General features: G+C 44.5%; 24 protein-coding genes. 21 read left to right on the forward strand and 3 right to left on the reverse strand.

Annotation, left to right across the window (positions count from 1 at the left end; genetic code table 11):
* Window positions 1–352 precede the first annotated feature (352 nt).
* On the forward strand, window positions 353–1,114 hold the full coding sequence (locus R7Q47_RS07750; protein WP_005374276.1) for a hypothetical protein: 762 nt from the start codon (window positions 353–355) through the stop codon (window positions 1,112–1,114).
* A gap of 103 nt (window positions 1,115–1,217) precedes the next feature.
* On the forward strand, window positions 1,218–2,249 hold the full coding sequence (locus tag R7Q47_RS07755; protein ID WP_248486034.1) for a cytosolic protein: 1,032 nt from the start codon (window positions 1,218–1,220) through the stop codon (window positions 2,247–2,249).
* 163 nt (window positions 2,250–2,412) lie between these two features.
* Here the strand turns inward: R7Q47_RS07755 and R7Q47_RS07760 are convergent, their stop codons facing one another.
* Entirely contained in the window at window positions 2,413–2,769 is a 357-nt protein-coding gene (locus R7Q47_RS07760; RefSeq protein ID WP_005374274.1) for a YibL family ribosome-associated protein, read from the reverse strand.
* An 85-nt stretch (window positions 2,770–2,854) separates the two neighbouring features.
* Window positions 2,855–3,850, reverse strand: coding sequence for a 2-hydroxyacid dehydrogenase (locus tag R7Q47_RS07765; RefSeq protein ID WP_033906222.1), 996 nt, complete (start codon window positions 3,848–3,850; stop codon window positions 2,855–2,857).
* A gap of 242 nt (window positions 3,851–4,092) precedes the next feature.
* Between R7Q47_RS07765 and R7Q47_RS07770 the strand changes: the two genes are divergently transcribed.
* Window positions 4,093–4,575: a murein L,D-transpeptidase family protein gene (locus tag R7Q47_RS07770; protein WP_005374271.1), complete on the forward strand. Its 483-nt coding sequence runs from the start codon at window positions 4,093–4,095 to the stop codon at window positions 4,573–4,575.
* Window positions 4,576–4,610: 35 nt separating this feature from the next.
* Here the strand turns inward: R7Q47_RS07770 and R7Q47_RS07775 are convergent, their stop codons facing one another.
* Window positions 4,611–5,321, reverse strand: a complete 711-nt coding sequence (locus R7Q47_RS07775) for a glycerophosphodiester phosphodiesterase family protein (protein WP_005374268.1) — start codon at window positions 5,319–5,321, stop codon at window positions 4,611–4,613.
* A gap of 229 nt (window positions 5,322–5,550) precedes the next feature.
* Here R7Q47_RS07775 and R7Q47_RS07780 point away from each other — a divergent pair, with 229 nt between their 5' ends.
* The 18 genes from R7Q47_RS07780 (at window position 5,551) to R7Q47_RS07865 (ending at window position 21,375) form a co-directional block, all read left to right on the forward strand.
* Entirely contained in the window at window positions 5,551–6,216 is a 666-nt protein-coding gene (locus R7Q47_RS07780) for a response regulator transcription factor (protein WP_005386018.1), read from the forward strand.
* Window positions 6,216–7,589: a histidine kinase sensor domain-containing protein gene (locus tag R7Q47_RS07785; RefSeq protein WP_318088875.1), complete on the forward strand. Its 1,374-nt coding sequence runs from the start codon at window positions 6,216–6,218 to the stop codon at window positions 7,587–7,589. The genes R7Q47_RS07780 and R7Q47_RS07785 overlap by 1 nt, the downstream gene beginning before the upstream one ends.
* Before the next feature lie 207 nt (window positions 7,590–7,796).
* Complete coding sequence (locus R7Q47_RS07790) at window positions 7,797–9,896, forward strand: TonB-dependent siderophore receptor (RefSeq protein ID WP_053304676.1); 2,100 nt, start codon at window positions 7,797–7,799, stop codon at window positions 9,894–9,896.
* Window positions 9,897–9,970: 74 nt separating this feature from the next.
* Window positions 9,971–10,738 carry a DUF3450 domain-containing protein gene (locus R7Q47_RS07795; RefSeq protein ID WP_053304675.1) on the forward strand — a complete coding sequence of 256 codons (768 nt, stop codon included), beginning with the start codon at window positions 9,971–9,973 and terminating at the stop codon, window positions 10,736–10,738.
* Window positions 10,739–12,106, forward strand: a complete 1,368-nt coding sequence (locus R7Q47_RS07800; protein WP_318088878.1) for a MotA/TolQ/ExbB proton channel family protein — start codon at window positions 10,739–10,741, stop codon at window positions 12,104–12,106.
* Window positions 12,106–12,660, forward strand: a complete 555-nt coding sequence (locus R7Q47_RS07805) for a MotA/TolQ/ExbB proton channel family protein (protein WP_017635540.1) — start codon at window positions 12,106–12,108, stop codon at window positions 12,658–12,660. Before R7Q47_RS07800 ends, R7Q47_RS07805 begins: the two co-directional genes overlap by 1 nt.
* Complete coding sequence (locus R7Q47_RS07810) at window positions 12,657–13,061, forward strand: ExbD/TolR family protein (RefSeq protein ID WP_005374257.1); 405 nt, start codon at window positions 12,657–12,659, stop codon at window positions 13,059–13,061. The genes R7Q47_RS07805 and R7Q47_RS07810 overlap by 4 nt, the downstream gene beginning before the upstream one ends.
* Window positions 13,061–13,681 carry an energy transducer TonB gene (locus R7Q47_RS07815; RefSeq protein ID WP_005374256.1) on the forward strand — a complete coding sequence of 207 codons (621 nt, stop codon included), beginning with the start codon at window positions 13,061–13,063 and terminating at the stop codon, window positions 13,679–13,681. The genes R7Q47_RS07810 and R7Q47_RS07815 overlap by 1 nt, the downstream gene beginning before the upstream one ends.
* Window positions 13,678–14,850 (forward strand): tetratricopeptide repeat protein, encoded by a 1,173-nt coding sequence (locus R7Q47_RS07820; RefSeq protein WP_017635539.1) that lies wholly within the window; start codon window positions 13,678–13,680, stop codon window positions 14,848–14,850. Before R7Q47_RS07815 ends, R7Q47_RS07820 begins: the two co-directional genes overlap by 4 nt.
* Before the next feature lie 133 nt (window positions 14,851–14,983).
* Window positions 14,984–15,613: a PepSY-associated TM helix domain-containing protein gene (locus R7Q47_RS07825; RefSeq protein ID WP_171345940.1), complete on the forward strand. Its 630-nt coding sequence runs from the start codon at window positions 14,984–14,986 to the stop codon at window positions 15,611–15,613.
* 21 nt (window positions 15,614–15,634) lie between these two features.
* Window positions 15,635–16,174: a DUF2271 domain-containing protein gene (locus tag R7Q47_RS07830; protein ID WP_033906231.1), complete on the forward strand. Its 540-nt coding sequence runs from the start codon at window positions 15,635–15,637 to the stop codon at window positions 16,172–16,174.
* 15 nt (window positions 16,175–16,189) lie between these two features.
* The gene (locus tag R7Q47_RS07835) at window positions 16,190–17,020 is read left to right on the forward strand and encodes a DUF4198 domain-containing protein (RefSeq protein ID WP_025768070.1); all 831 of its coding nucleotides are present in this window, start codon (window positions 16,190–16,192) and stop codon (window positions 17,018–17,020) included.
* A 42-nt stretch (window positions 17,021–17,062) separates the two neighbouring features.
* Window positions 17,063–17,383: a hypothetical protein gene (locus R7Q47_RS07840; protein ID WP_005374251.1), complete on the forward strand. Its 321-nt coding sequence runs from the start codon at window positions 17,063–17,065 to the stop codon at window positions 17,381–17,383.
* Window positions 17,380–17,931 (forward strand): DUF6162 family protein, encoded by a 552-nt coding sequence (locus R7Q47_RS07845; protein ID WP_213867527.1) that lies wholly within the window; start codon window positions 17,380–17,382, stop codon window positions 17,929–17,931. The genes R7Q47_RS07840 and R7Q47_RS07845 overlap by 4 nt, the downstream gene beginning before the upstream one ends.
* Before the next feature lie 22 nt (window positions 17,932–17,953).
* A complete protein-coding gene (locus tag R7Q47_RS07850) occupies window positions 17,954–18,880 on the forward strand; it encodes a metal ABC transporter solute-binding protein, Zn/Mn family (RefSeq protein WP_062730845.1) in 927 nt (308 codons plus the stop codon).
* On the forward strand, window positions 18,880–19,608 hold the full coding sequence (locus R7Q47_RS07855) for a metal ABC transporter ATP-binding protein (RefSeq protein ID WP_017635536.1): 729 nt from the start codon (window positions 18,880–18,882) through the stop codon (window positions 19,606–19,608). The genes R7Q47_RS07850 and R7Q47_RS07855 overlap by 1 nt, the downstream gene beginning before the upstream one ends.
* Complete coding sequence (locus tag R7Q47_RS07860; RefSeq protein WP_005393560.1) at window positions 19,608–20,483, forward strand: metal ABC transporter permease; 876 nt, start codon at window positions 19,608–19,610, stop codon at window positions 20,481–20,483. Before R7Q47_RS07855 ends, R7Q47_RS07860 begins: the two co-directional genes overlap by 1 nt.
* A gap of 22 nt (window positions 20,484–20,505) precedes the next feature.
* Window positions 20,506–21,375, forward strand: a complete 870-nt coding sequence (locus R7Q47_RS07865) for a metal ABC transporter solute-binding protein, Zn/Mn family (RefSeq protein ID WP_318088882.1) — start codon at window positions 20,506–20,508, stop codon at window positions 21,373–21,375.
* Window positions 21,376–21,479: the final 104 nt, after the last annotated feature.

Genomic DNA, 21,479 nt, shown 5'->3' on the forward strand with positions numbered 1-21,479 from the left:
GTTGAAAGCACCGGTCTTGAAAACCGGCATACGTTAATAGCGTATCTAGGGTTCAAATCCCTATCTCTCCGCCACTTTTAAAAAAAACCGCTGTTCTTACAGCGGTTTTTTTGTATCTGCTGTTTTTTAACCGCTGTTATCGAAACTTCTAATTGATTTTTCTCTAGCTCTTTCTCCAAGTTTTTGCGTACCTACTTTGGGTTTAGTTTACGCAGTAATACCTTCAATCGAAGACATTTCCATACGTCTCATTTGGGCTTCAAATAGAGCTTTCTTAAGTCTCAACGTGGGATGCTTAAACGCATTTTGATAGAGTTCCAGTCTAAATACTGCGGATGCACTTGGAGAAAAAATGAAGCTACTTTACTGGTTAGATGAATGGCAAGCTCTTACTCAACAAGAACAAGAGATGGCTTTACCTATCTCTGGCTACGATTTACTTGATGATGTGTTTGTGAAGTATGAACTCGTCGATCTTAACAAGCCATTGTTGTTTACATTTTCTCCTTCCGGTACTGATGTGCAGGTACAAGATTTAACTCCGGATTTTTCTCCTTGGGGCTACGAGCTCGGAATACAACAACAAGTAAACATTATTGCCTTTCAACATTTAGGACAAAGTAATTGGTTCCGTAGTCGGAATTTGATTTTCTTTCTGGAGCAGCTATCTGAGTTGCTTCATCCCTTCAAATGTCGTTTGGGTTATGGGCAAAGTCGAGGTGGCTTTGCAATTGGCGCGTTCGCTAACTTGCTGAAACTAGAACATCTTTTGTTGTTTTATCCTGTTAGCACTAAAAATAAAGCGTTAGTGCCTTGGGATGATCGGCCGAGTACTGAGCTTGCTCAGCAGTTTGCTTGGGAAAGCGGCTACCATGATCGAGATTTGGGCAATGCCAAAGGTTATATTATTTATGACCCATCCAATCGCATTGATCGTCTTCATGCTGAACGTTATCCAGAGCTTACCCATTTAAAAGTCGTCGGTATGGGACACGGCACTCAATCCACACAATTAGATAAATTAGAATTTTTTAATCTGGTGGCGCAGGAGTTTGTTCGCCATCAAACCTTAGATATTGACCAATTTAATAAGCAAATTCACGCTTTGTTTTAAAAGAGGACTGATATCAGAGTCCCCTGTAACCAGGGGGAGATGATCACACACTAAAAACTAGATTTTTAACACAATTGCTAGGCGCAATTTAGATGGAGGATTAATGAAGTTACTGTACTGGTTGGATGAATGGCTGGCTCTTTCTCGTGAAGAACAGCAAACCAGGCTACCGATGTCCGGGGGGGACTTACTTGATGATGTATTTGTTAAGTATGAGTTTGTCGACCGCAATAAACCGTTGTTGTTCACCTTTTCCCCTGCTGGTACGAATCTACAAGTACAGGACTTACACTCAGACTTTGCGCCTTGGGGTTACCGCTTAGCCCAGAAACAAAAAGTAAATATTATTTCATTTCAGCATCTTGGGAAAAGTAACTGGTTTCGCAGCCGTAATTTGATTTTCTTTCTAGAGCAACTGTCGACTTTACTTGAGCCCTTTGAATGTCGTTTAGGCTATGGACTTAGCCGCGGTGGTTTTGCTATTGGTGCCTTTTCTAATCTATTAAAGTTGGATCAAGTATTGATGTTTCACCCGGTCAGCACAAAAAACAAAGTTTTGGTGCCATGGGATGATAGGCCAAGTACTGAACTTGCCCAACAATTTGATTGGGAAGGAAAGTATCACGACCTCGACCTTGGCGATGCAAAAGGCTATATCATTTATGATCCAACTAATGAAATCGACCGCCTTCACGCCAAACGCTACCCAGAGCTCACTCACTTAAGAGTCTTCGGGATGGGACATGGTACCCACGCGACGTATTTGAATAAATTCGGTTTTTATAAGCAAGTGGCCGTAGACTTTATACGTTATCAGAAGATAGATATAGCGCAGTTTCGTCATCAGACCAAAACGCTGCGCTTAAAAGAAGATTACTATCAGTGCCTTAACAAGGCGAATGCGAGCTCACAGCATCGTTTAAACTTACTGAGTACCGCTCATAATGTACTAATTGAAGAAAAGAAAGAACATGTGAAGGAGCATCAAGCGCAAATCGATATTCAGCCACTTGTTGATATTGCACTTAAGCATGAGTATGACAACCCGAAAGATGCAGTACAGCTTTTGGAAGTCGCTCAGCAGTTGGTTCCGAATGATCCTGTTGTGGAGCACAAGTTGCAGCAACTGTCGTAACGTTGAGATGTAATGCGTACGATATTGGTCGAAATAGGTCAGTGGCTTTTGTCGCTGGCCTTTTTAATAGCTTATGGATTGATATGTCGATGAAATCTAATGAAGCAGTACAAAATAAAAAGCCCAAGCAAATGCTTAGGCTCCATAAATGTTAATGCGAGTTTTAAAACTCTTTTGGCGCAAAGCCTGTCATCACATCAAGGCGAAGTTCTTTACCAACTTTTGTTAATGGGTGAACGATTACTAAGCCGCGTACGCGTTTTTTCAGTTTGCCGATGTCCGCTTGTTCTGCTTTGGTGATTTCACGAGAGAAAGGCATATCAAGTAAGCTTTTACGTTCTTTGTTCAGCTCATAGTTTTGCTTGTGCTTTAACTGGTTAAGCTTTTTGGTAAGCTGTTCTACTTCATCCGTGAACTTTGTAATCATTTCGTGATCACCACGAGAACGTGCCGCATCAAGTTTACGTTGGCATGTATCTAAACGGTTGTGCAGCTTTTGAATATCAGTTTTTATGCTCATGGTAATTTGGCTCAAATTTTAAATAGTCGAGAAGTATAGCATAGCTGAGATCACACGCTCTACTATACTTCTCGATTGTCTGGCTTTAGTTAATCAGTTCATTGCCCGATACGTTACCAGAGAAAAAGGCTTCGACGTTATCAAGCGTCACAGAGGCAATATTATTAAGTGCTTCGTGAGTCAAGAATGCTTGGTGGCCAGTAAACAGCACGTTATGACAAGCCGATAAACGGCGGAAAACATCATCTACAATGACATCGTTAGATTTATCTTGGAAGAATAAGTCTTTTTCATTGTCATACACGTCTAGGCCAAGCGCACCAATCTTACCTTGTTTCAACGCTTCTATCGCTGCTAGTGAATCTAGCAACTCGCCTCGACTGGTGTTAATGATCATCACGCCATCTTTCATTTGCGCGAAGGCTTTTTCGTTCAGTAAGTGATAGTTTTCTTCACTCATTGGGCAATGGAGAGAGATAACATCCGCATTAGCGTAGATTTCTTCAAGCGAACAGTAACGGGCTCCCATTTCTAGCGCTAATGGGTTTTCGTAGGGGTCGTAGCAAAGCAGCTCCATGCCAAGCCCTTTGAAGATACGCATCGTCGCGATACCAATCTTACCCGTACCAATAACACCAACGGTTTTTCCGAAAAAGTTAAAGCCAACAAGACCTTCTAGCGAGAAGTTGGCGTCACGTGTCCGTTGGTAGGCCTTGTGAAGACGGCGGTTTAGGCACATCATTAAACCAACCGTGTGCTCTGCCACTGCCTCTGGTGAGTAAGCAGGAACTCGAACCACTTGTAAACCTAGTTCTTTGGCTGCTTGTTGATCAACTTTATCAAATCCCGCGCAGCGCATAGCAATAAGCTTGGTCCCGCCCAGAGAAAGCTGTTTAAGGACAGGAGCTGAAAGATCATCATTAACAAACGCACATACGACATCACTGCCGTGCGCCATCTTGGCTGTTTTTTCGGTTAGTCGGAAGTCGTGATAGTGAAATTCAAAATCGCGGTTATTTTTAATTTTATTAAAAGAGGCTTCGTCGTAGGATTTTGCACTAAAAAAAGCAATGTTAATCATGGTTCCCTCTCAAAAAGTGCGGACTTTATAAATAAATATGCTTATAAAGTAATGCAACTTAGCCGCAATGAATAGAGAAATCTTCTCTTTGACTTTTGTTGTATCAAACAACAACAAGAAGTACGCCTTTCAGCGAGTGCTATCTTACGGTTCCGCATTAGATACTGTTTGCTTTACGAGCATTAACTGACTAGCATTATCGCTCTTTTCTTGTTCACTTTATTAGCTTAGGCGTTACGACAATGTCAGTAAAATGGTTCTCTATGTTCTTGTGTTGTGTGTTTGCTTCGGGCACTCACGCAGCTGTTGACCTTGTTAAAGTCGACAAGTCTAAGCGTCGAATGTATTTGATGGAACAAGGAGCAGTGCTAAAAGAATACCGAATTGCTTTAGGAGCGAACCCTCAAGGACATAAACAAGAAGAGGGAGACAATCGCACACCAGAGGGCGAATACACTCTAGATTATGTTATAGAGGACTCTGCTTTTTATCGTTCTGTGCATATCAGTTACCCTGATGCGATTGATACGTTGGAAGCGAAGCGCCGAGGTGTGTCCCCTGGAGGGAACATCAAAATTCATGGCTTAAAAAACGGTGAGAGTCAGTTGCCGATTTACATCCAAAGTTTTGATTGGACTAATGGGTGTATTGCGATTACCAACGAGGAGATGGACGAATTTATCCAGCTTGTCGAGATGGGGACACCAATTCAGATTGAGTGGTAACAAAAGGTCCCCTTTAATGTTCTGGCTCTTATAGGCTATGGCATAAAGCGCTGTGGATGATCACTAAAAATACCGTCTAACTGAGGCAGGTATTTCAGTTTATTTGGATTGTTCACCGTATAGCACATCACTTTGTAACCGGCTTGTTGGAGTTTGTTTATCTGGCGAGTACGAACCCAGTTAATATTTAGGTTGCAGCTATAGGCACTAACTTCTTCCAAAAGGCGTTTATCTTTTCTCGTAAAGAATTCACTTAACACACCCAATCGGTAGCCACTGCAGTATTTGTGCATCGCTCTAATGACGTCATGACTAAAGCTCGATAGGAGTACATTCTCTTGCGGCATTGGACTTTTTGTTAACGCATTGGCGAGAGTCTGCGCCACTTCTTCCGCTGGATGGTTGTCTACTTTAACTTCGATATTCAAGTTAAGCTTATTCTCAGTAGCTAAAGTGAGCAGTTCATCTAGTGTCACGATCTTCTCGCCTGAAAAGTCTGTGCTAAACCAACTACCGAAATCTAATGCTTTTAACTCTTCCAGGGTGAGCTCATCAACACGCCCTTGTCCATTGCTGCATCGATTGACGGTATGATCATGGCAAACCACTAAAACATTATCTTTGGTAGGCTGTATATCCACTTCCACCCACTTCAACCCCAGGTCAATGGCTGCCTGAATGCTTATTTTTGTATTCTCAGGGTATGAACCTGCCACGCCACGGTGACCAATTAATAACGTTTCCATTCGCTTTATCTTTTGCTTTGCGGTTGCCAGATTGTACTCGTTTTTTCTATGAAGATATATCTAGGTGCATATTGTTAGGAACCTTTAGTAAAAGTGAACATTAAACTCTAATGGCACGTTGCTGCTTCTTGGACTGAGTCCTGTGGACTTAAAGCATTAGAGTGTTAGTTGTTTAATTGGTAAATGAGTAATAAAATGCGAACCATTTTTATTTGAATGGTGAGTGGTAATGTCACGAGTTTTGATAGTCGATGATGACGTTCCTTTGTGTGAGCTGTTAGAAGCGGTTTTGCAAGAGGAGGGCTACATCGTCTCTTCTGTACATTGCGGTGAAAGTGCGCTGCAATATATGGAAAAAACGCCTGTAGATCTTGTATTGCTTGATGTCATGTTACCAAACCTTAACGGTATGCAAGTTGCTCGTAGGATCTGTCAGCGCTTCGCGACACCTATCCTAATGCTTACCGCTCTCAACGATGAAAACTCGATGCTTGATGGTTACCAAGCGGGGGCCGATCAGTATATCGGAAAGCCCTTTAATGTCGCTGAGCTTCTAATGCGCATCAAAGCGATTCTTCGTCGTGTTGGCTTGGAACGTCAACGTCAGACGATGTGTAGTACCGTTCAAACGATCAGTGACCAGCTTAATAGCTTACCCCTCACAAGTACGGAAGCTGAACTATTGAGCTACTTGGTAAAAAACCAAGGAGTCGTGATTTCAAAAGCAGAGCTTCAAACTGAAGTGTTAAAGAAAGAGCTGAGTCCTTTTGATCGCAACCTTGATATGCACATCAGTAACATACGTCGCAAGTTAGTTGAAGCGGGGCTTTCCAAGCAACATATCAAAACCTTCCGTGGCAAAGGTTACAGTTATTTAGAGGCTGTAAACCGTTAATGAAGCTCCGGTGTCCACCTTTTATTGCAAAACGTAAAGATAGCTTAGCGTTCAAGTTATTTAGTTGCATGACCGCAATTGTCATTAGTATTTTGGTCGTGCAATCCTTAGCGGAACAAGCTCTGGTGAAAGCCATCTTGAAAGTGCCCGATAGTGTGCGAGAAGAAATGCTAGACCTTGCACATCAAGCCAATGTATTGATTGAGCACGGAGACATGGACGAACTTGCTGACTGGGCAAATGCGCAAAACTTTTATTTATTTGTGTTGAATGAACATCAGCAACCAGTTACGCACCGTCTGATGCATCCGCACTTCGAGTTCAAACTTCAATTTAAGAGAAGCATTGATGATCAACTTGAGGGGAAAGTGAATCGCCCCATCATCAATATTCCTTTAGTTCATGGCAATACTTTAGTGATTCAATTGCCACATCGACTGCACCCTGCAAATGACTTCATTCTGTATTTCTCTATTCTCAAAGTCGTGATTGCAGTGGTTATTTTGGCGCTCTTTTCGCTGCTAATGGCACGTAACTTACAGCAACCATTGGCTCGATTGAGAGAAGCAAGCAAAAAGCTATCTAATGGCGATTTTAATGTCAGTGTCGTGAAAGAGCTGAAGTCGAGCACGCGTGAGTTTAACGAGTTAGCGCAAGACTTCGATCACATGACGCAACAGATTCATTCTCTCGCTGAAAAGCAGCGACTGCTTATAAGAGATGTCTCTCACGAATTGAGAACGCCGTTAGCGAGGCAGAACTTGGTTCTGCATCTTTTGCGAAAGCGTGTTGGAGAAAGTGAGCAAAGCCTAGTGACAAGGCTAGAAGATGAAGCAAAAGAGCTAAACCATTTGATCAGCGATATATTGGAGTTCAGTCGCTTGGAAAATGCGCGCTTCGACAAAGCCACGAAACGCTGTGATTTAGAAGTTTTGCTCTCCCCGCAAGTAGAACGTTGCAAAATAGATTTGAAGTCAGAACAGACGTTGTCTTTCCGCTCAGAAGCTGTATGTGCTAAAGCTTTTTGTGAAGAAACGCTCGTCATTCGTTGTTTGAACAATCTTATTGGTAATGCCATTAAATATTCAGGACAAGCATCTCAGATAGAAGTTTCTCTGGAAAATTATGTCAAAGAAGGGCAGCAGTTCACCATCATGTCAGTATCTGATGATGGGCCTGGTATTCCAGATAACAAGCTGGTCGATATTTTTGATCCGTTTACGCGCTTAGATGCTTCTAGAGATAAAAAGCTTGGTGGCTACGGTTTAGGTCTTGCGATTGTCAAAGAATCCATGCGTATTATGGGTGGAGCAGTTACGGCGAAAAACCGTGAGCAAGGTGGTCTGAGGGTTACTTTAGTGTTCAAGCAATAAGTATGATTAAGTCGTAATTTTTGTGATTAATGTCACATTATTATGGCGCATCATCAGAGAGTACTTTACAAAAGTTTGCAAATGCAAAGAATGTAAATTTAATGCAAATGGTAATGCTTATCACTTATATTCACCCGCGAAATAATTAAGAGGGAATCGCATTCAACAAGTATGTGACCCGAAAAATAATAATCGGAGTGAAAGGATATGTTTACTAAGAGCCATTTGGCGTTAGTGATCGGTGCAGTGTTAGCAACACCTGCAGTGGCGGAAGTTCAAACAGACGAACATGTAGTTGTAGAAGGTCGAGAGTTCGGCTACAAGGCAGATACAAACAGTACAGCAATGCGCATGGAAATGACGCAGCTGGAAACGCCGGGACAAGTAGCGGTTATCGATGAAACGGTAATTGATGAGCAGCGTGCAAGTACACTTGGTGAAGTGCTACGTAACGATGCAAGTGTTAGCGCGGGTGGTACAAGCCGTAACCGCGAACGTTTCTCTCTACGTGGTTTTGAACTTAGCAGTTCAGACGGTTTTCTTCGTGATGGTCGTCAACACTGGTCACATTACCGTCAGCCAATTGAGCTTTTAGAGCGTGTTGAAGTGCTTAAAGGTCCATCAGGTCTGCTATACGGCAAATCTGAGCCGGGTGGCTTGGTAAACATGGTTTCGAAAAAACCAACAACTCAAACACAAGCAAGTTTGAGTCAAGATCTAGGTTCGAATGATCACTCACGCACTGTGCTTGATGTGAGTGGCGCACTAAATGATGCAGAGACACTGCGTGCGCGCGCAATTTTTGCCAAAGAAAGCTACGGCTCTTGGCGCAGATACGGCGATGGTACAGAGCCAGAAACAGATCGTACGGTAGCGGGCCTAGTGGTTGAGTACGACATCACCGACAACTTTATGGTATCGGCTCATTACGATCGCACGAAAGACGATGGTAGCGTGGACTCTGGCGCATACATTGTTGATGGCAAAGCGGTTCGCGGTGATAAGTACATTTGGGATGCGCAGTGGTCTGAAATTGATAACGAAGTAGAAAACTACGGTGTCGATATTAATGCGCAAGTCACGGATAACGTGAACGTAAAAGCAGGTTACAACCGTCAAGACTTTAAGCGTTTTGATGTGGAGTCTTACCCAGGTTTCGAAACTTATGACCAAGATACTAAGATCGACCATTCTGGTAACGAACGCAAAGATAATTGGGTGTTTGATACTGCATATATAGATGTGACGACGGACTTTTCTCTGTTTGGTACAGATAACACGTTTTTGGTAGGTGCGAACTATCTAGAGTATACCTATGACCGTTTCCAAAAGTATTACAACCCTATAAGTATAGAAGCCGGTCAGACAGTGCCTCGTCCTGGCTACTCAGGGAAAGTTAAACAGTCCACAAGCGAGCACGATACTTGGGGTATCTACGCGCAAAATATGATGACGATTAATGATTACTGGCAAGTGCTTGCAGGTGTTCGTTATGACGAAAAGCGTGATGATGACCTGACCGAAAACCAGGTTTCTCCAAAATTTGGTGTAATTTTCCACCCAGCGACGAATGGCTCGGTTTACGTTCAGTACTCTGAAAGCTTTATGCCGCAAGGTGAAGTCAGCAGTGGTCGTGGCAAAAAGTATATCAATGATGGTGAGAAGCTAGACGCAGAGCGTGGTATCTCTTACGAGATCGGAACTAAGTGGGAACTGTTTGATCAGCGCTTATTTGTATCTGGTGCAGTGTTTGATATCACGTTAGAGAACATCTCGCTGGATGTTGAAAGCGGCAAAGACGCGGGCGGCAATCTCCTACACAAGAAAACGCAAGGTGGTGAGCAAGTTCACAAAGGTGCTGAGTTAATGGCTCAAGGTTTTGTGACCCCAGAGTTGTCGCTAACGGCTTCTGCAATGTATTTGGATGCAGAGTTGACGAAAGCGGATAAAAAATTCGAGGGTAACCGCCCTGTAGACGTGCCAGAGTTCTCGGCAAGTCTATGGTCTAGCTACAAGGTTCAAGACAACACTAACTTAAACCTTGGTTTGATTTATGAAGGTGATCGCTACGGTGATGCAAAGAACACCTTCAAGAAAGATGGCTACGCTCGCGTTGATATGGGCGTGTCATACAAACATAAGTACGATGAAAACTTGGATATCATTGCTCGATTCAATGTCGAGAATTTATTCGATACCGACTACTTCGCAGGTGGTGGTAGCACGAATAGCGAGCAAAAAGGTGCGAGTGGGGTTGTGGTTGGAGAAAGCCGCAACTACATGGCAACAATCCAGTTCAAGTACTGATAACAATTTGATTATTAGAGGGGAAGGGTAGTCTTCCCCTTTGGTCGTTTTTGGAACACAGAAATATAACTCGTATGAATCTAATGAAATCAAGTATCGCTCTGTTGATATCATCGGTTTTGATTCCCGCTCACGCGGCGAACTTAAACGATGCACAAGCTGTGCAGAGTAAAACAAACCAGTCGTCGGCGGTAAGCCAAAAACGTATTGATGCAAGCGCAGAAAAATCACTTACTCTAGAAGCTGAAATTGAGCAGCTGCAAGAGGAAGTCGGTAACTTGAAGATTTATCGCGATCATCTTGCAAGCCTTGTTGAGAGCCAAAATCAAGAAGTTGATAGCTTGAACGAGCAAATTGAGCAGATTGCTCAAACTCGTCAAGGTGTCGTGCCTTTGATGTATCACATGCTTGAGGGCTTAAAAGTGCTCGTCGCTAACGACAAGCCTATACGCAAAACGCAGCGTGAGGAGCGAATTGCAAAGCTGGATTCCATGATGACGCGTGCAGACGTTGCAGATGCAGAGAAGTTTCGTCGTATTTTAGAAGCGTACCAAATTGAAATGGATTATGGCACCAAGCTTGGCGTTTACCAAGGCAAGATTAACCTGGGTGACAATGAAGCTGTGGAGGCGGACATTCTCTATTTAGGGCGTTTGTCTTTGGTAGCGCGTAGCTTATCTGGTGACACATTTTGGAGCTGGTCACAGCAACAACAAGCATGGCAACAAGTGGGTTCTGAGCAAAAATCAGAGCTAGACAAAGCGTTCGCTATGGCGAATAAACAGATCGCGCCGAGTATGTTAACTCTGCCAGTGTCGTTAACCGCTGCGGAGGGCAAATAAATGATGAAAAAATGGTTATCGGTTGCATTAATCTCGACAGCCGCATTAATGCCTCATACAACTTTTGCTAGTGATGCGTTGTTACAAAAGGCGCAGCAAGAAAATCGTCAACAGCAATCGCACAATGTCGCGCGTGAATCAGGTTTTAAGCAAACAGAGCAAGAGCTACAGGCTATAAAGAATAAATTGGTGGCAGAGCGGGCTGCTCTTCAAGCAGAAGCGGACTCATTAAGTGTTACCTTCGGTGAAAATGAAGCAGAACTGGCACAGCTAGAAGAAAAGTTGCGTCTAGAAACCGGGAGCCTAGGTGAGTTATTTGGCGTCGTTCGCCAGAACGCAAAAGAGCTAGAGTCTGAGCTAAAAAGCTCAGTAACCGGTGTTGATGCAAACTCATATCAGAAAGATATCGATGCTATTGTTGCGGCTAAATCACTGCCAACGTTGACCCAACTTCAGGCGATGTGGCGCAGCATGGAAGAACAAATCAAAGCAAGCGGTGAAATGGCAAACGTCTCTTTCACACTGCTAAATGGCGAAGGTCGTGAACAAACGGTTAATGGTGTTCGTCTTGGTTCTATGGCGCTGCTGGATAAGACTGGCTACGTTAAGTGGAATGGTCAACGCGGAGACGCGGTAAACTATCTTCGTCAGCCTGAGAACGGTCCAACAGCGAATACTATTTCCTCTGGTGACATTGATGCACTTGTCATTGATCCGTCACGTGGCATTCTTCTTGAACAGCTTGCAAACTCACCGACTTTGGCTGATCGCCTAAATGCGGGTGGCGTTGTCGGTAAAATCATCCTTGGTTTATTGGCTATCGGCCTATTGATTGCGCTCGTACGTGGTGCATCACTGATGATTTCGCGCCAGAAAATCATGAAGCAACTGAAAACCCCAGTGCAGCCAGGAGACAACCCTTTGGGTCGCGTGCTTGCGGTATACCATAAAGACAAGCATCGCAGCGTAGAAGCGTTAGAACTACGTCTTTTGGAAGCTGTTGTTGATGAGCAAACCCACCTAGAAAAAGGGTTGTCGATGCTTAAGCTTCTTGCTGCTCTAGCTCCTATGCTTGGCCTACTAGGCACGGTAACGGGTATGATCGAAACCTTCCAAGTCATCACTCAATTTGGTAATGGTGATCCGAAAGTAATGGCGGGTGGTATTTCAATGGCACTTGTGACTACCGTACTTGGCCTTGTTTCAGCCATGCCTTTGCTATTAGCGCACAACGTATTGAGCTCTCAAGCAGAAAATATTCGCAGTATCTTAGAAAAACAAGGCATCGGTTTAGTTGCAGAACAAGCTGAGCGTGATATGCCGAGTAACAAAAGTCACTCTAACACCTTAGCGGAGAACGCAGCGTAATGGAGCAGATCCTACTCAGCACATTGGGTTTGATCAGTGAGGATTGGGCCACAACCTTGATGAGCTTTATGCAGCAAGGTGGTCAAATCCTATGGTGGCTGGCCGCCGTCGTGGCGGTGTGCTGGCTGTTGGTTATGGAGCGAGTTATTTATCTCACAACGGTTTTCCCTGGGGTAAAAAAACAGCTTTGTGAGCAGTGGCAAGCAAGATCAGAGCACCACTCTTGGTACGCGCATCAAATCCGTGAAGGATGGATTGCAAAAGCGCAAATCGAACTGCGCCAAAACCTATCGACTATTAAGCTACTTGTGGCGGTTTGCCCAATGCTAGGGTTGTTAGGGACGGTGACAGGCATGATTACGGTGTTTGACGTAATGGCATCGCAAGGCAGCAGCAATCCGAAATTGATGGCTTCTGGTATCTCACTTGCTACGCTGCCAACCATGGCAGGTATGGTAGCAGCGCTTGCGGGCATGTTTATTCATGCTCGCCTTAGCAAAGTGTGTGAACGAAAAGCTATCCAGTTAGAACAATCTTTAAGGAGTCAAAAGTGAGACTCGGACGCAGACCTAACCAACAAGATGAAGCTCAAGTCGATTTAACCTCGATGCTTGATATCGTCTTCATCATGTTGATCTTCTTCATTGTGACCAGTTCGTTTGTACGTGAATCCGGTGTAGAAGTGAATCGCCCTCAGGCTTCTAATGTAGTAAGTCAAAAAGACGCGGGCATTTTTATCGCAGTAACGGCAGCGAATGATGTGTACATTGACAAACGAGTGGTTGATATTGAGCGTGTTGAGGCCTCTATTGAGCACCTGTTACTTGATCAGCCTGATGCTTCGTTAGTTATCCAAGCTGACGAGCATGCTTACAATGGCACTGTCGTGAAAGTGATGGACGCTGCAAAGGCAGCAGGTGTGAAGAACATTGCATTGGCGGCGGAGAAACCTTAATGGGCAGGCTGTTACTTGCACTACCAGCATCACTGTTAATTTCTGTGAGCTTGTTTAGCTTTATGGCGTGGATGGTTGATAAAGGCAACCAGCGTGCACCAGAAGCTTCAGAAGCCGTTCGTTTTGATATGGTGATGGTAGAGAATGAAGCAGACGTGCAGCGTCGTCAACGTTCAGTGCCGGAGCAACCAGAACCACCTCAAGCGCCGGAGCCAATGGATCTGTCTCAAGCTGACACTCAAATGGAACCAATGAGTCAGATGACGCCAGTCAGTGCTTTAGGTTTAAACACTGCCCTTGAAGGCATCGCGATTAGTGCACCAAACTTGAAGGGAACAATGGGCAACCAGCAAGCACTGCCGTTGTATCGTGTTGATCCTCGCTATCCAAGTAAGGCGCTGAAACGTAGAGTGGAAGGTTATGTCATTATGCGTTTCACGATCGATGCAACTGGACGACCAAAAGATATTGAAGTGATCGAGGCTGAGCCCGAGCGCATGTTTGAAAGGGAAGCAATCCGTGCGCTTAAAAAATGGAAGTATCAGCCAAAAGTTGAGGATGGTGTGTCAATTGAGCAGTTCGGACAAACCGCTAAAGTGGAGTTCAAGTTAGCCAAATGATGAAAAAATTCTTAATCGGTACGGTATTAAGCCTGAGTGCACTCTCAACCATTGCCAGTGAGTTAAGCCAATACACCGCAGCGAGAGTTCAACGAGCACATAATTTGGCTCAAGAAGAGAAACTGAAAGAAGCGATTTCATCTCTTGAAGCTATGGAGCTTTCTCGTGGATATGACCAAGCTTATGTCGCTCGAATGTTAGGTATTTTTTACTGGCAGAATGAGCAAACTCAAGCGGCGATTAAGCAACTTGAGTTGGCAGTCAATAGTGGTTTGCTACAAGATGAGCAAGCATGGCAAACCCGAAAAATGTTGGCTGATATACTGCTGAACGAGCAACGTTTTTCTAAGGCGTTACCTCATTACTATGCCTTGAGCAAAAACATTCCTAAAGGTCAAAAAGCGCATGAGCTATGGCTGCGTATTTCCCAATCTCATTATCAACTGAGTCAGTGGCAAAAAGTGCTTTCAGCAATGGCTCGTTATGAGAAGTTTGGGCAGCCAGACAAGCTTGGCGCATTGTCGATAAAGCTTTCTGCTGAGCTAGAACTGAAAAAGTGGAAGCCAGCAATCTCGACCATCAAACGCTTAATCGTGATTGAACCTGAGCGAATTGAATGGTGGCGTCAGCTTGTTGCTCTATATCTACGGGTTGATGACAACAAACGTGCCCTAGACTCTTTGGCGTTGGCAAAACTGAAAGGGTTACAACTTAGCCAAGATGACTTAAAGCTGCTGGCACAATTGTACGCGAAACGAGGTATTCCTGAGAGAGCTGCATTGGTGATGAACGAGCTAGAGGATGTAAACTCGAATAGTAAGCTAAAAGCTCAGCAAGCAACGTATTGGCAAATGGCAAAAGAGTGGGAAGAATCTATTGATAGCTGGCGTATTGCAGCTCAGCTAGATAGGCAGTATTACTGGAACTATTCTCAACTGTTGGTGCAAGAAGGCCATTATAAAGATGCCATTGCCGCGCTCGATAAGGTCAGAGGTCGTAAAGCGGATGTTGCACTTATCAAAACTCGCGCTTACTACAAACTTAAGCGGTTTGACGATGCGCTCGCTAATGCCAAAAGAGCGAATGAGATTAAGCCATCGAATCAGGCAAAAAGTTGGGTTAAGTATCTATCTCAGCTACGCAAAGTAGAATCGACGCAGAACTCATAGCGAACATTTTTATTAAATACCCGAGCTCAGTCTCGGGTATTTTTTTGTCTAAAGTAAACAATGTAAATTAAATGCCAATACGAATGATTATCACCTAAATTATGCCCCACATTTATTGGTGATGATTGTTTCTATGTTGCTTAAAAGCAAAGGTGTTCAAACTTGGGCTCGCCGCCTACATACCTATATTTCGATGGCTCTTCTCTTAGTTACGCTGTTTTTTGCAGTAACTGGTATTACCCTCAATCGCCCCGAATTGTTTGAACGCAGTGAACCTATCATTCAACAACATACTCTGACGGTTCCGCACTCAGTTCTATTCTCACATTCAGATACCTTTCAACCTAATCGTGAAGGGCTGGTGGCTTTCTTGACTAAAGAAACCGAGCTTCGCGGCACTCCCTCCGCACTAGATGTGTATACCGAAGTTGAGCAAGGTGAGTTGTTACTCGGAGAGCTTTCTATGGATTTTAAAGGCCCGGGTTATAACGCTACGGTCTTTATTGATATGACTACTGGTGCAGCAGACGTCGAAACGACGCACTACGGTATTGTTGCGCTGCTGAACGATCTACATAAAGGACGCAACAGTGGTGGGATTTGGAAGTGGTTTATCGACGTCACTGCGCTTTTGATGGTGTTTTTTGTTCTTACAGGCGTGTGCTTGTTACTGCCTAAGAAGAAGACGCTCAGAACGTCAATGCAATGGATGAGCTTTGGTACGTTACTGTCGCTCGTAATTTATTTTGTTGCTGTTCCATAACAGCTTTTTTAGAGAACACTTATGTTGAACACAGGAAGATTTTTCCGCCGTAATCACTTTTGTAAAGCCGCTTTGATCGCGGCTTTTGCTCCTTTCTCTCTTTCCGCGGCGCCTCTACCAGATAACGCGAAGGTCGACTTCGAACTCGAACTTCCAAAGATAGATACCTCAATGTATGCACGCCCTTATGTGGCGGTTTGGGTTGAAAACGATCAGCGTAAACCGGTTAAAACCATCCAGTTATGGGTAGGGAAAGACGAATGGTTAAAAGATCTACGTAGCTGGTGGAGAAAAGCGGGTCGTTATGATCGTGAACTTGTTGATGCGGTGACTTCTGCAACACGTCCTGCTGGTCAATACCGCTTTGTCTGGGATGGAACCAATGACGCAGGGGAGCGTTTGGAACAAGGAAATTACACGTTGTACGTCGAGGTCGTTCGTGAACACGGTGGGCGAAACTACTTACGTCAAAAAATAACGCTAGCGGACAGTGACGTGCGCTATGAGCTTAAACCAACACAAGAGACGGGTGTCATCACCGTCAATTATCAAGTTAAGTGATTAAAGGACACAACAATGAAAACCAAAATGAAAGCAGTGGCATTGGCGAGTGTAATGGCAATGGGATTGGCTGTAACCACCACCGCACAAGCACATCCACGTTGGGTTCTGCCCTCTCACTTTACGGTTTCTAAAGAAGGCGGTGACTGGCTGACATTTGATGTTACTGCCTCTCACGGAACGTTTGTTTTTGATAAGCCTGCGGGTAGTGACCAGGCATTTGTGGTGATGCCGGATGGCCGCTCTGAGCGTCCTAACTTTGTTGTTCGTGGCAAGCGTCGCTCTATGTTTGATTTCTTTTTTACAGAAGAAGGCACGCACAAAGTCGCGATTAATAATCAGCCGAGCTACTACACACAATACAAAGCGGGCCGTCGTGATACGGTGAAATGGGCGCGAGCAAGCAAAGCTGAGCGTGGTGATGTGCTTCCCGAGCAAGCGCGTGATGTGGTTACTCAACTAAGTTACACCCGAGCAGAAAGCTACATTACGGTTGGTATGCCAACGGACAAAGCGTTGGAGATTGAAGGCAAAATGCTAGAGATGAAACCGATCACGCATCCATCGGACATCATTGAAGGTGAGCCTGTGACTTTCCAGTTTTTCTTTAACGGAGAGCCACAAGAGGGCGTTACTGCTGAGATTACACGTGAAGGGACCATGTACCGAAACCATCAAGAACAAATCGATGTGGTGAGCGATAAAGATGGCAAAGTGATTTTCACGCCAGAAGTCGCCGGGCGCTACTTAATGAAAGCGAACTACAAAGGTGAATTGAAAGATAATCCATTGGCGGATAAAGCGAGTGCCAATGTTCACCTAACGTTTGAAACTCAACTTAACTAATCGAATTAGGCTCAGCAATTGCTGGGCCATTTTGGAATTATCATGAATAACACTTCTCTTCTAAAAGCGGTTTTGCTTTTTTCTGGATTTGCGTCCTTTCACGCTGCTGCACATTTTCCTCTGATGAGCTGTCACTTGGCGCAAGATAAAGTGATTTGTGAAGCGGGCTACTCGGATGGATCCACAGCGGTCGACTACGATGTCGAAATGTACGATTACGACGACAATCTGATCGCCAAAGAAAAAACAGATAAGCGTTCCATCGCAGAATTTACTCACCCTGAAACAGATTTCTATTTGGTATTTGATGCCGGACATGAAAGCCCGGTGGAAGTGGATATCGTTGAGCTGAAAGAGAAATGAGTGTACAGAAAGTTCGCCCTGATGATGGTAACCGAGAAGGAAAGTGGGTCGCACTGACAATCGCAGCAATTCTCAGTTCAGCAGCCATACTTATGCCCTACCATCAGGTCGAGGCTGAAAAGCCAGACATTCAGTCTCATCAAGTGTTAATCACGGATTTACATCAAAATGAGTTGGGGTTGATCGCTGAACTTAAGCTCGCTCATGAAGAGATTCGTGATTTGCAGTTAGATACCGGAACTTGGCCTGAGATCTCTGATATGGAGGCGCTTTGGATTGCTCCATTCGTGAAAGACCAAAACTGGAAGCGTAAAGGTTCTCATCAGTGGCAACGAATTGATGATGGTGTCTACATTGGCGTGAAAACCAGTGCCCAAGGCTCTGCTTCCATGCTGTTGGATAGCCGCAGTTCTCAAGCTGATATTTGGTTTAATGATTCTAGCCGTTCGTTACATGTGGAGGGACTAAGCGATCTAGCTAAACGCCACGATTTCGGTTGGAAACAAATCGTTCTGTCAGACTCTTCCTCTCACTCTCACGCCCATTAAGACAACATAATTGATAAGTACTATGATCAAACGCTCTCTTTTACGTCGTATTCTTACAGCCACCGCGTTATTGGCGGTGTCTTCTACAGGCTTTGCTGCCGAAAAACTCAGTATTGGTATTACGCTACAACCTTATTACAGCTATGTTAAAGCCGTTGTTGGTGAGAAGGCGGACATCATTCCTTTGGTTGATGCCGGTTTTAATCCTCACAACTATTTGCCACAACCTAATGATCTTAAGCGCTTAAATGAAATGGACGTAATAGTGATCAATGGTATTGGTCATGACGATTTTGCACTGAAAGTGATCAAGGCTTCTCAGCGTGATGATCTCGTGGTTATCGAAGCGAACAAAGAAGTGCCTTTATTGCCCGCTATGGGGCAGTCTGTTGGTCAAGGAGCAGTGAACCCTCACACCTTTGTCGGTCTATCAACAACCATTCAAAAGGTTTACACCATCGCGAGTGAGCTAAGCCAATTGGACCCAGACAATGCTACGTTCTATCGCCAAAATGCTCGTAAATACGCGAAAACATTTCGCCTGATGAAGCGTGATGCAATGTTGTCTCTTGGTGAGTTGGACACGGCTGGTATGAAGGTGGCGACAACCCACAATGCTTACGGATATATCCTTCAGGAGTTTGGTGTTGACGTTGCCGCTGTCATTGAGCCTGCTCATGGCGTTGAACCAAGTGCAAGTCAGCTACAGGAAACGATAGAGAAAATTCGTGAATCGGGCATTGATGTTCTGTTTTATGAGCTCAATATGCCGAATCGCTTTGTTGATACCATCGAAGAGGCGACTGGGGTGCAGCTTTATCGCTTTTCTCACATGACTCACGGTGAGTATGAGGCTGATAAAGTCGAGGTTGAGATGCGAGATAATGTGGAAACACTAATCGAAGCCATGAAATTTGTGGCGAGTAAGCGAGCAGGGGAAAAGGCGTAATGACTGGACCTTCCGTTTCCTTAAGTAACGTGGGCCTAAAATACGCCGACAATATCATTTTGCAGAACATCAGCGCCGAATTCGAGAACGCGAAATGTCACGTGATTATGGGACCGAACGGCGGTGGTAAAACCTCTTTGCTTCGTTCGGTACTTGGACTCACGCCATTTTCGGGAAACATAGCGCTCAATTGGCCAGAACCATCAGCTGCATCGGGGAAGATAGGGTATGTGCCACAAAAAGCGATGTTTGAAGCAAGCCTCCCGTTAACCGTGATGGATTTTGTACTGCTTAACCAAACTCGTATCCCTCTATTTTGGCGACGTAAAACGAAACAAACTCAACATGCCCTGGCCCAGCTGGATCGCGTGGGTATGGCAACGCGTAGCGACCGTCGTATGGGGCAACTCTCTGGCGGTGAGCAACAGCGTGTTTTGTTTGCGCAAGCTTTACTGGATGAGCCCAATTTATTGGTTTTAGACGAACCTACAACTGGCATGGATGAGCAAGGTGTTCGATATCTTGAAGGTTTGATTCATGAAGTCGTTGGAGAGGGCAAAACGGTGCTGGCAGTACATCATGACGTGACCGCAGTGCGCCGTTTAGATGCGCAGGTCCATGTCGTAAATCGTCAAATTGTGGCGTCAGGTCACCATTCAGATGTGCTAAGCCCTGATCGTATAGAAACATTATTTAAGCACTACACAGCAAAAGTGGAGGCTGCATAATGGATTGGTTGCGAGAGTTAGCGGTTAGCGGCGTTGAAGCTGGATGGTTAAGCGATAGCTTTTCTTATGCTTTCATGGTGAACGCAATTGTGGCAGCGCTGATATTAGGACCATTACTTGGTGGTCTTGGGACATTAGTCATCGCCAAGCGACTGGCTTTTTTCTCTGAAGCGGTTGGGCACGCTGCGCTTACCGGAATCGCGATTGGTGTGTTGCTCGGTGAGCCGCCAGAGAATCCGATCATCGGATTGTTTAGCTTTTGTATGATTTTTGCTCTGTTGCTTCACTTTGTTCGTAATCGTACGAATGTACCTTACGACACACTGGTTGGGGTTTTTCTTGCACTAGCGTTAGCGGTTGGTGCTGCGCTGTTAATGTACGTTGCTCGCAAGATCAACATTCACATGTTGGAGAACGTGTTGTTTGGCTCGATCTTGACTGTGACGGACAACGATATCCTTATTTTAGCGATCAGTTGTTTGATCATATTACTGCTTCTTATTCCAACGTTTAACCGCATTTTGCTAACTTGTATCAGCCCGGATATTGCACGTGTACGCGGCTTTAATACCAGCTTTTATGATTACTTATTTGTCATGATGATCACCTTGGTCACCATCGCCGCGGTAAAGATTATTGGCGCGGTATTGGTTGGTGCATTGCTACTGATTCCTGGTGCAACGGCTAGGTTATTGACTAAACGCATGGGCAGTTTTGTTCTCCTTTCTTCTTTATTGGCAACCATTGCGTGTTTAGTAGGAACCATACTGCCGATGGAGCTTGAGCTACCAGTGCCATCAGGCGCATCCATCATCATTGTTTCTGCGGCATTTTTCCTAACAGCAACGGTTTACCGAATTATCCAAAAAGCGTAACCCTTTTTATAAAGTAATGAACATGAAGATAAAAAAATTAGCGATAACTTTTGGTTTGGTTATAGCGACGACACTTCCATCGTTGGCAGGCGCCAAAGACATTTTAACCAGCACTCCCGTCACGTACATGTTGTCTGAGCAACTCATGAAAGGTACAGGGATAGAGACTCAGTATCTGCCTCCAAAGCGTTACGGCGTTGAGCGTCTTGAGAACTGGTTCGCAAATAAAGGTACAGAGCAAGTTAAGCAAGCGGGTCAAGCCGCGACGGTTGCTGTTACTCTTGGTGCGATTTGGAAACAAGACCCGACTTATGTTTACGCTCGACAGGGCAACATTCACTTGATTGAAATCGATGCATCGCAGGCCATTTCTCCTAGAGCTCAAGGAGTTGCAGTACTGACATTGGAAAACGGGTCAACATCGAAGTACGCATGGCTGAACCCTACAAACTTAATCCGAATGGCGGGCATTGTTGGAGAGGATCTACAACGTGTATATCCTGAACACCAAAAGGCTATTCAAACGAATCAACAGGCTCTTATGCTCAGTGTGCGTGAACTGATCAACCAACAACAGGCAGAGATCTTCGATAAAGGCATCGATTCAGTGGTACTGATGAGTGAGTCATTAGAGGACTTTGCCTCTGGCAACCAATTGTTTGTGGTTGGGCGCGAATTTAAGCCGGAACTCGAGTGGACAGAAGAAGACAAATTATCTTTAAAAGCTCAGTTTGAACAAGATAAAACGCTATGGTTAGTGACGGATAAACGACCGTCGAAAACCTTGACATCGCTTATTAAACCGAGCCGCATACTGCAAATTGATGTTATTGACCGCTGGGGCAGTAAGGGTATCAAAACTGAGAAGCCACTCGCACGTTGGGAGATGTGACACGTAAAAAGCCACAGATTTTATGATGGGGAATGAAAAGTTCCCTATTTTTTTGTGACTCAGTTCAAAATGTGAGCATTAATACCACTGGTTGCATAAGAAAG

Source organism: Vibrio sp. Vb0349 (genome assembly GCF_033338975.1).

Bases quoted from the DNA above. Each gene is read 5' to 3' on its own strand.
- R7Q47_RS07750 (WP_005374276.1), top strand. From the start codon at position 353: ATGAAGCTACTTTACTGGTTAGATGAATGGCAAGCTCTTACTCAACAA.
- R7Q47_RS07755 (WP_248486034.1), top strand. From the start codon at position 1,218: ATGAAGTTACTGTACTGGTTGGATGAATGGCTGGCTCTTTCTCGTGAA.
- R7Q47_RS07760 (WP_005374274.1), bottom strand. From the start codon at position 2,769: ATGAGCATAAAAACTGATATTCAAAAGCTGCACAACCGTTTAGATACA.
- R7Q47_RS07765 (WP_033906222.1), bottom strand. From the start codon at position 3,850: ATGATTAACATTGCTTTTTTTAGTGCAAAATCCTACGACGAAGCCTCT.
- R7Q47_RS07770 (WP_005374271.1), top strand. From the start codon at position 4,093: ATGTCAGTAAAATGGTTCTCTATGTTCTTGTGTTGTGTGTTTGCTTCG.
- R7Q47_RS07775 (WP_005374268.1), bottom strand. From the start codon at position 5,321: ATGGAAACGTTATTAATTGGTCACCGTGGCGTGGCAGGTTCATACCCT.
- R7Q47_RS07780 (WP_005386018.1), top strand. From the start codon at position 5,551: ATGTCACGAGTTTTGATAGTCGATGATGACGTTCCTTTGTGTGAGCTG.
- R7Q47_RS07785 (WP_318088875.1), top strand. From the start codon at position 6,216: ATGAAGCTCCGGTGTCCACCTTTTATTGCAAAACGTAAAGATAGCTTA.
- R7Q47_RS07790 (WP_053304676.1), top strand. From the start codon at position 7,797: ATGTTTACTAAGAGCCATTTGGCGTTAGTGATCGGTGCAGTGTTAGCA.
- R7Q47_RS07795 (WP_053304675.1), top strand. From the start codon at position 9,971: ATGAATCTAATGAAATCAAGTATCGCTCTGTTGATATCATCGGTTTTG.
- R7Q47_RS07800 (WP_318088878.1), top strand. From the start codon at position 10,739: ATGATGAAAAAATGGTTATCGGTTGCATTAATCTCGACAGCCGCATTA.
- R7Q47_RS07805 (WP_017635540.1), top strand. From the start codon at position 12,106: ATGGAGCAGATCCTACTCAGCACATTGGGTTTGATCAGTGAGGATTGG.
- R7Q47_RS07815 (WP_005374256.1), top strand. From the start codon at position 13,061: ATGGGCAGGCTGTTACTTGCACTACCAGCATCACTGTTAATTTCTGTG.
- R7Q47_RS07820 (WP_017635539.1), top strand. From the start codon at position 13,678: ATGATGAAAAAATTCTTAATCGGTACGGTATTAAGCCTGAGTGCACTC.
- R7Q47_RS07825 (WP_171345940.1), top strand. From the start codon at position 14,984: ATGTTGCTTAAAAGCAAAGGTGTTCAAACTTGGGCTCGCCGCCTACAT.
- R7Q47_RS07830 (WP_033906231.1), top strand. From the start codon at position 15,635: ATGTTGAACACAGGAAGATTTTTCCGCCGTAATCACTTTTGTAAAGCC.
- R7Q47_RS07835 (WP_025768070.1), top strand. From the start codon at position 16,190: ATGAAAACCAAAATGAAAGCAGTGGCATTGGCGAGTGTAATGGCAATG.
- R7Q47_RS07840 (WP_005374251.1), top strand. From the start codon at position 17,063: ATGAATAACACTTCTCTTCTAAAAGCGGTTTTGCTTTTTTCTGGATTT.
- R7Q47_RS07845 (WP_213867527.1), top strand. From the start codon at position 17,380: ATGAGTGTACAGAAAGTTCGCCCTGATGATGGTAACCGAGAAGGAAAG.
- R7Q47_RS07850 (WP_062730845.1), top strand. From the start codon at position 17,954: ATGATCAAACGCTCTCTTTTACGTCGTATTCTTACAGCCACCGCGTTA.
- R7Q47_RS07855 (WP_017635536.1), top strand. From the start codon at position 18,880: ATGACTGGACCTTCCGTTTCCTTAAGTAACGTGGGCCTAAAATACGCC.
- R7Q47_RS07860 (WP_005393560.1), top strand. From the start codon at position 19,608: ATGGATTGGTTGCGAGAGTTAGCGGTTAGCGGCGTTGAAGCTGGATGG.
- R7Q47_RS07865 (WP_318088882.1), top strand. From the start codon at position 20,506: ATGAAGATAAAAAAATTAGCGATAACTTTTGGTTTGGTTATAGCGACG.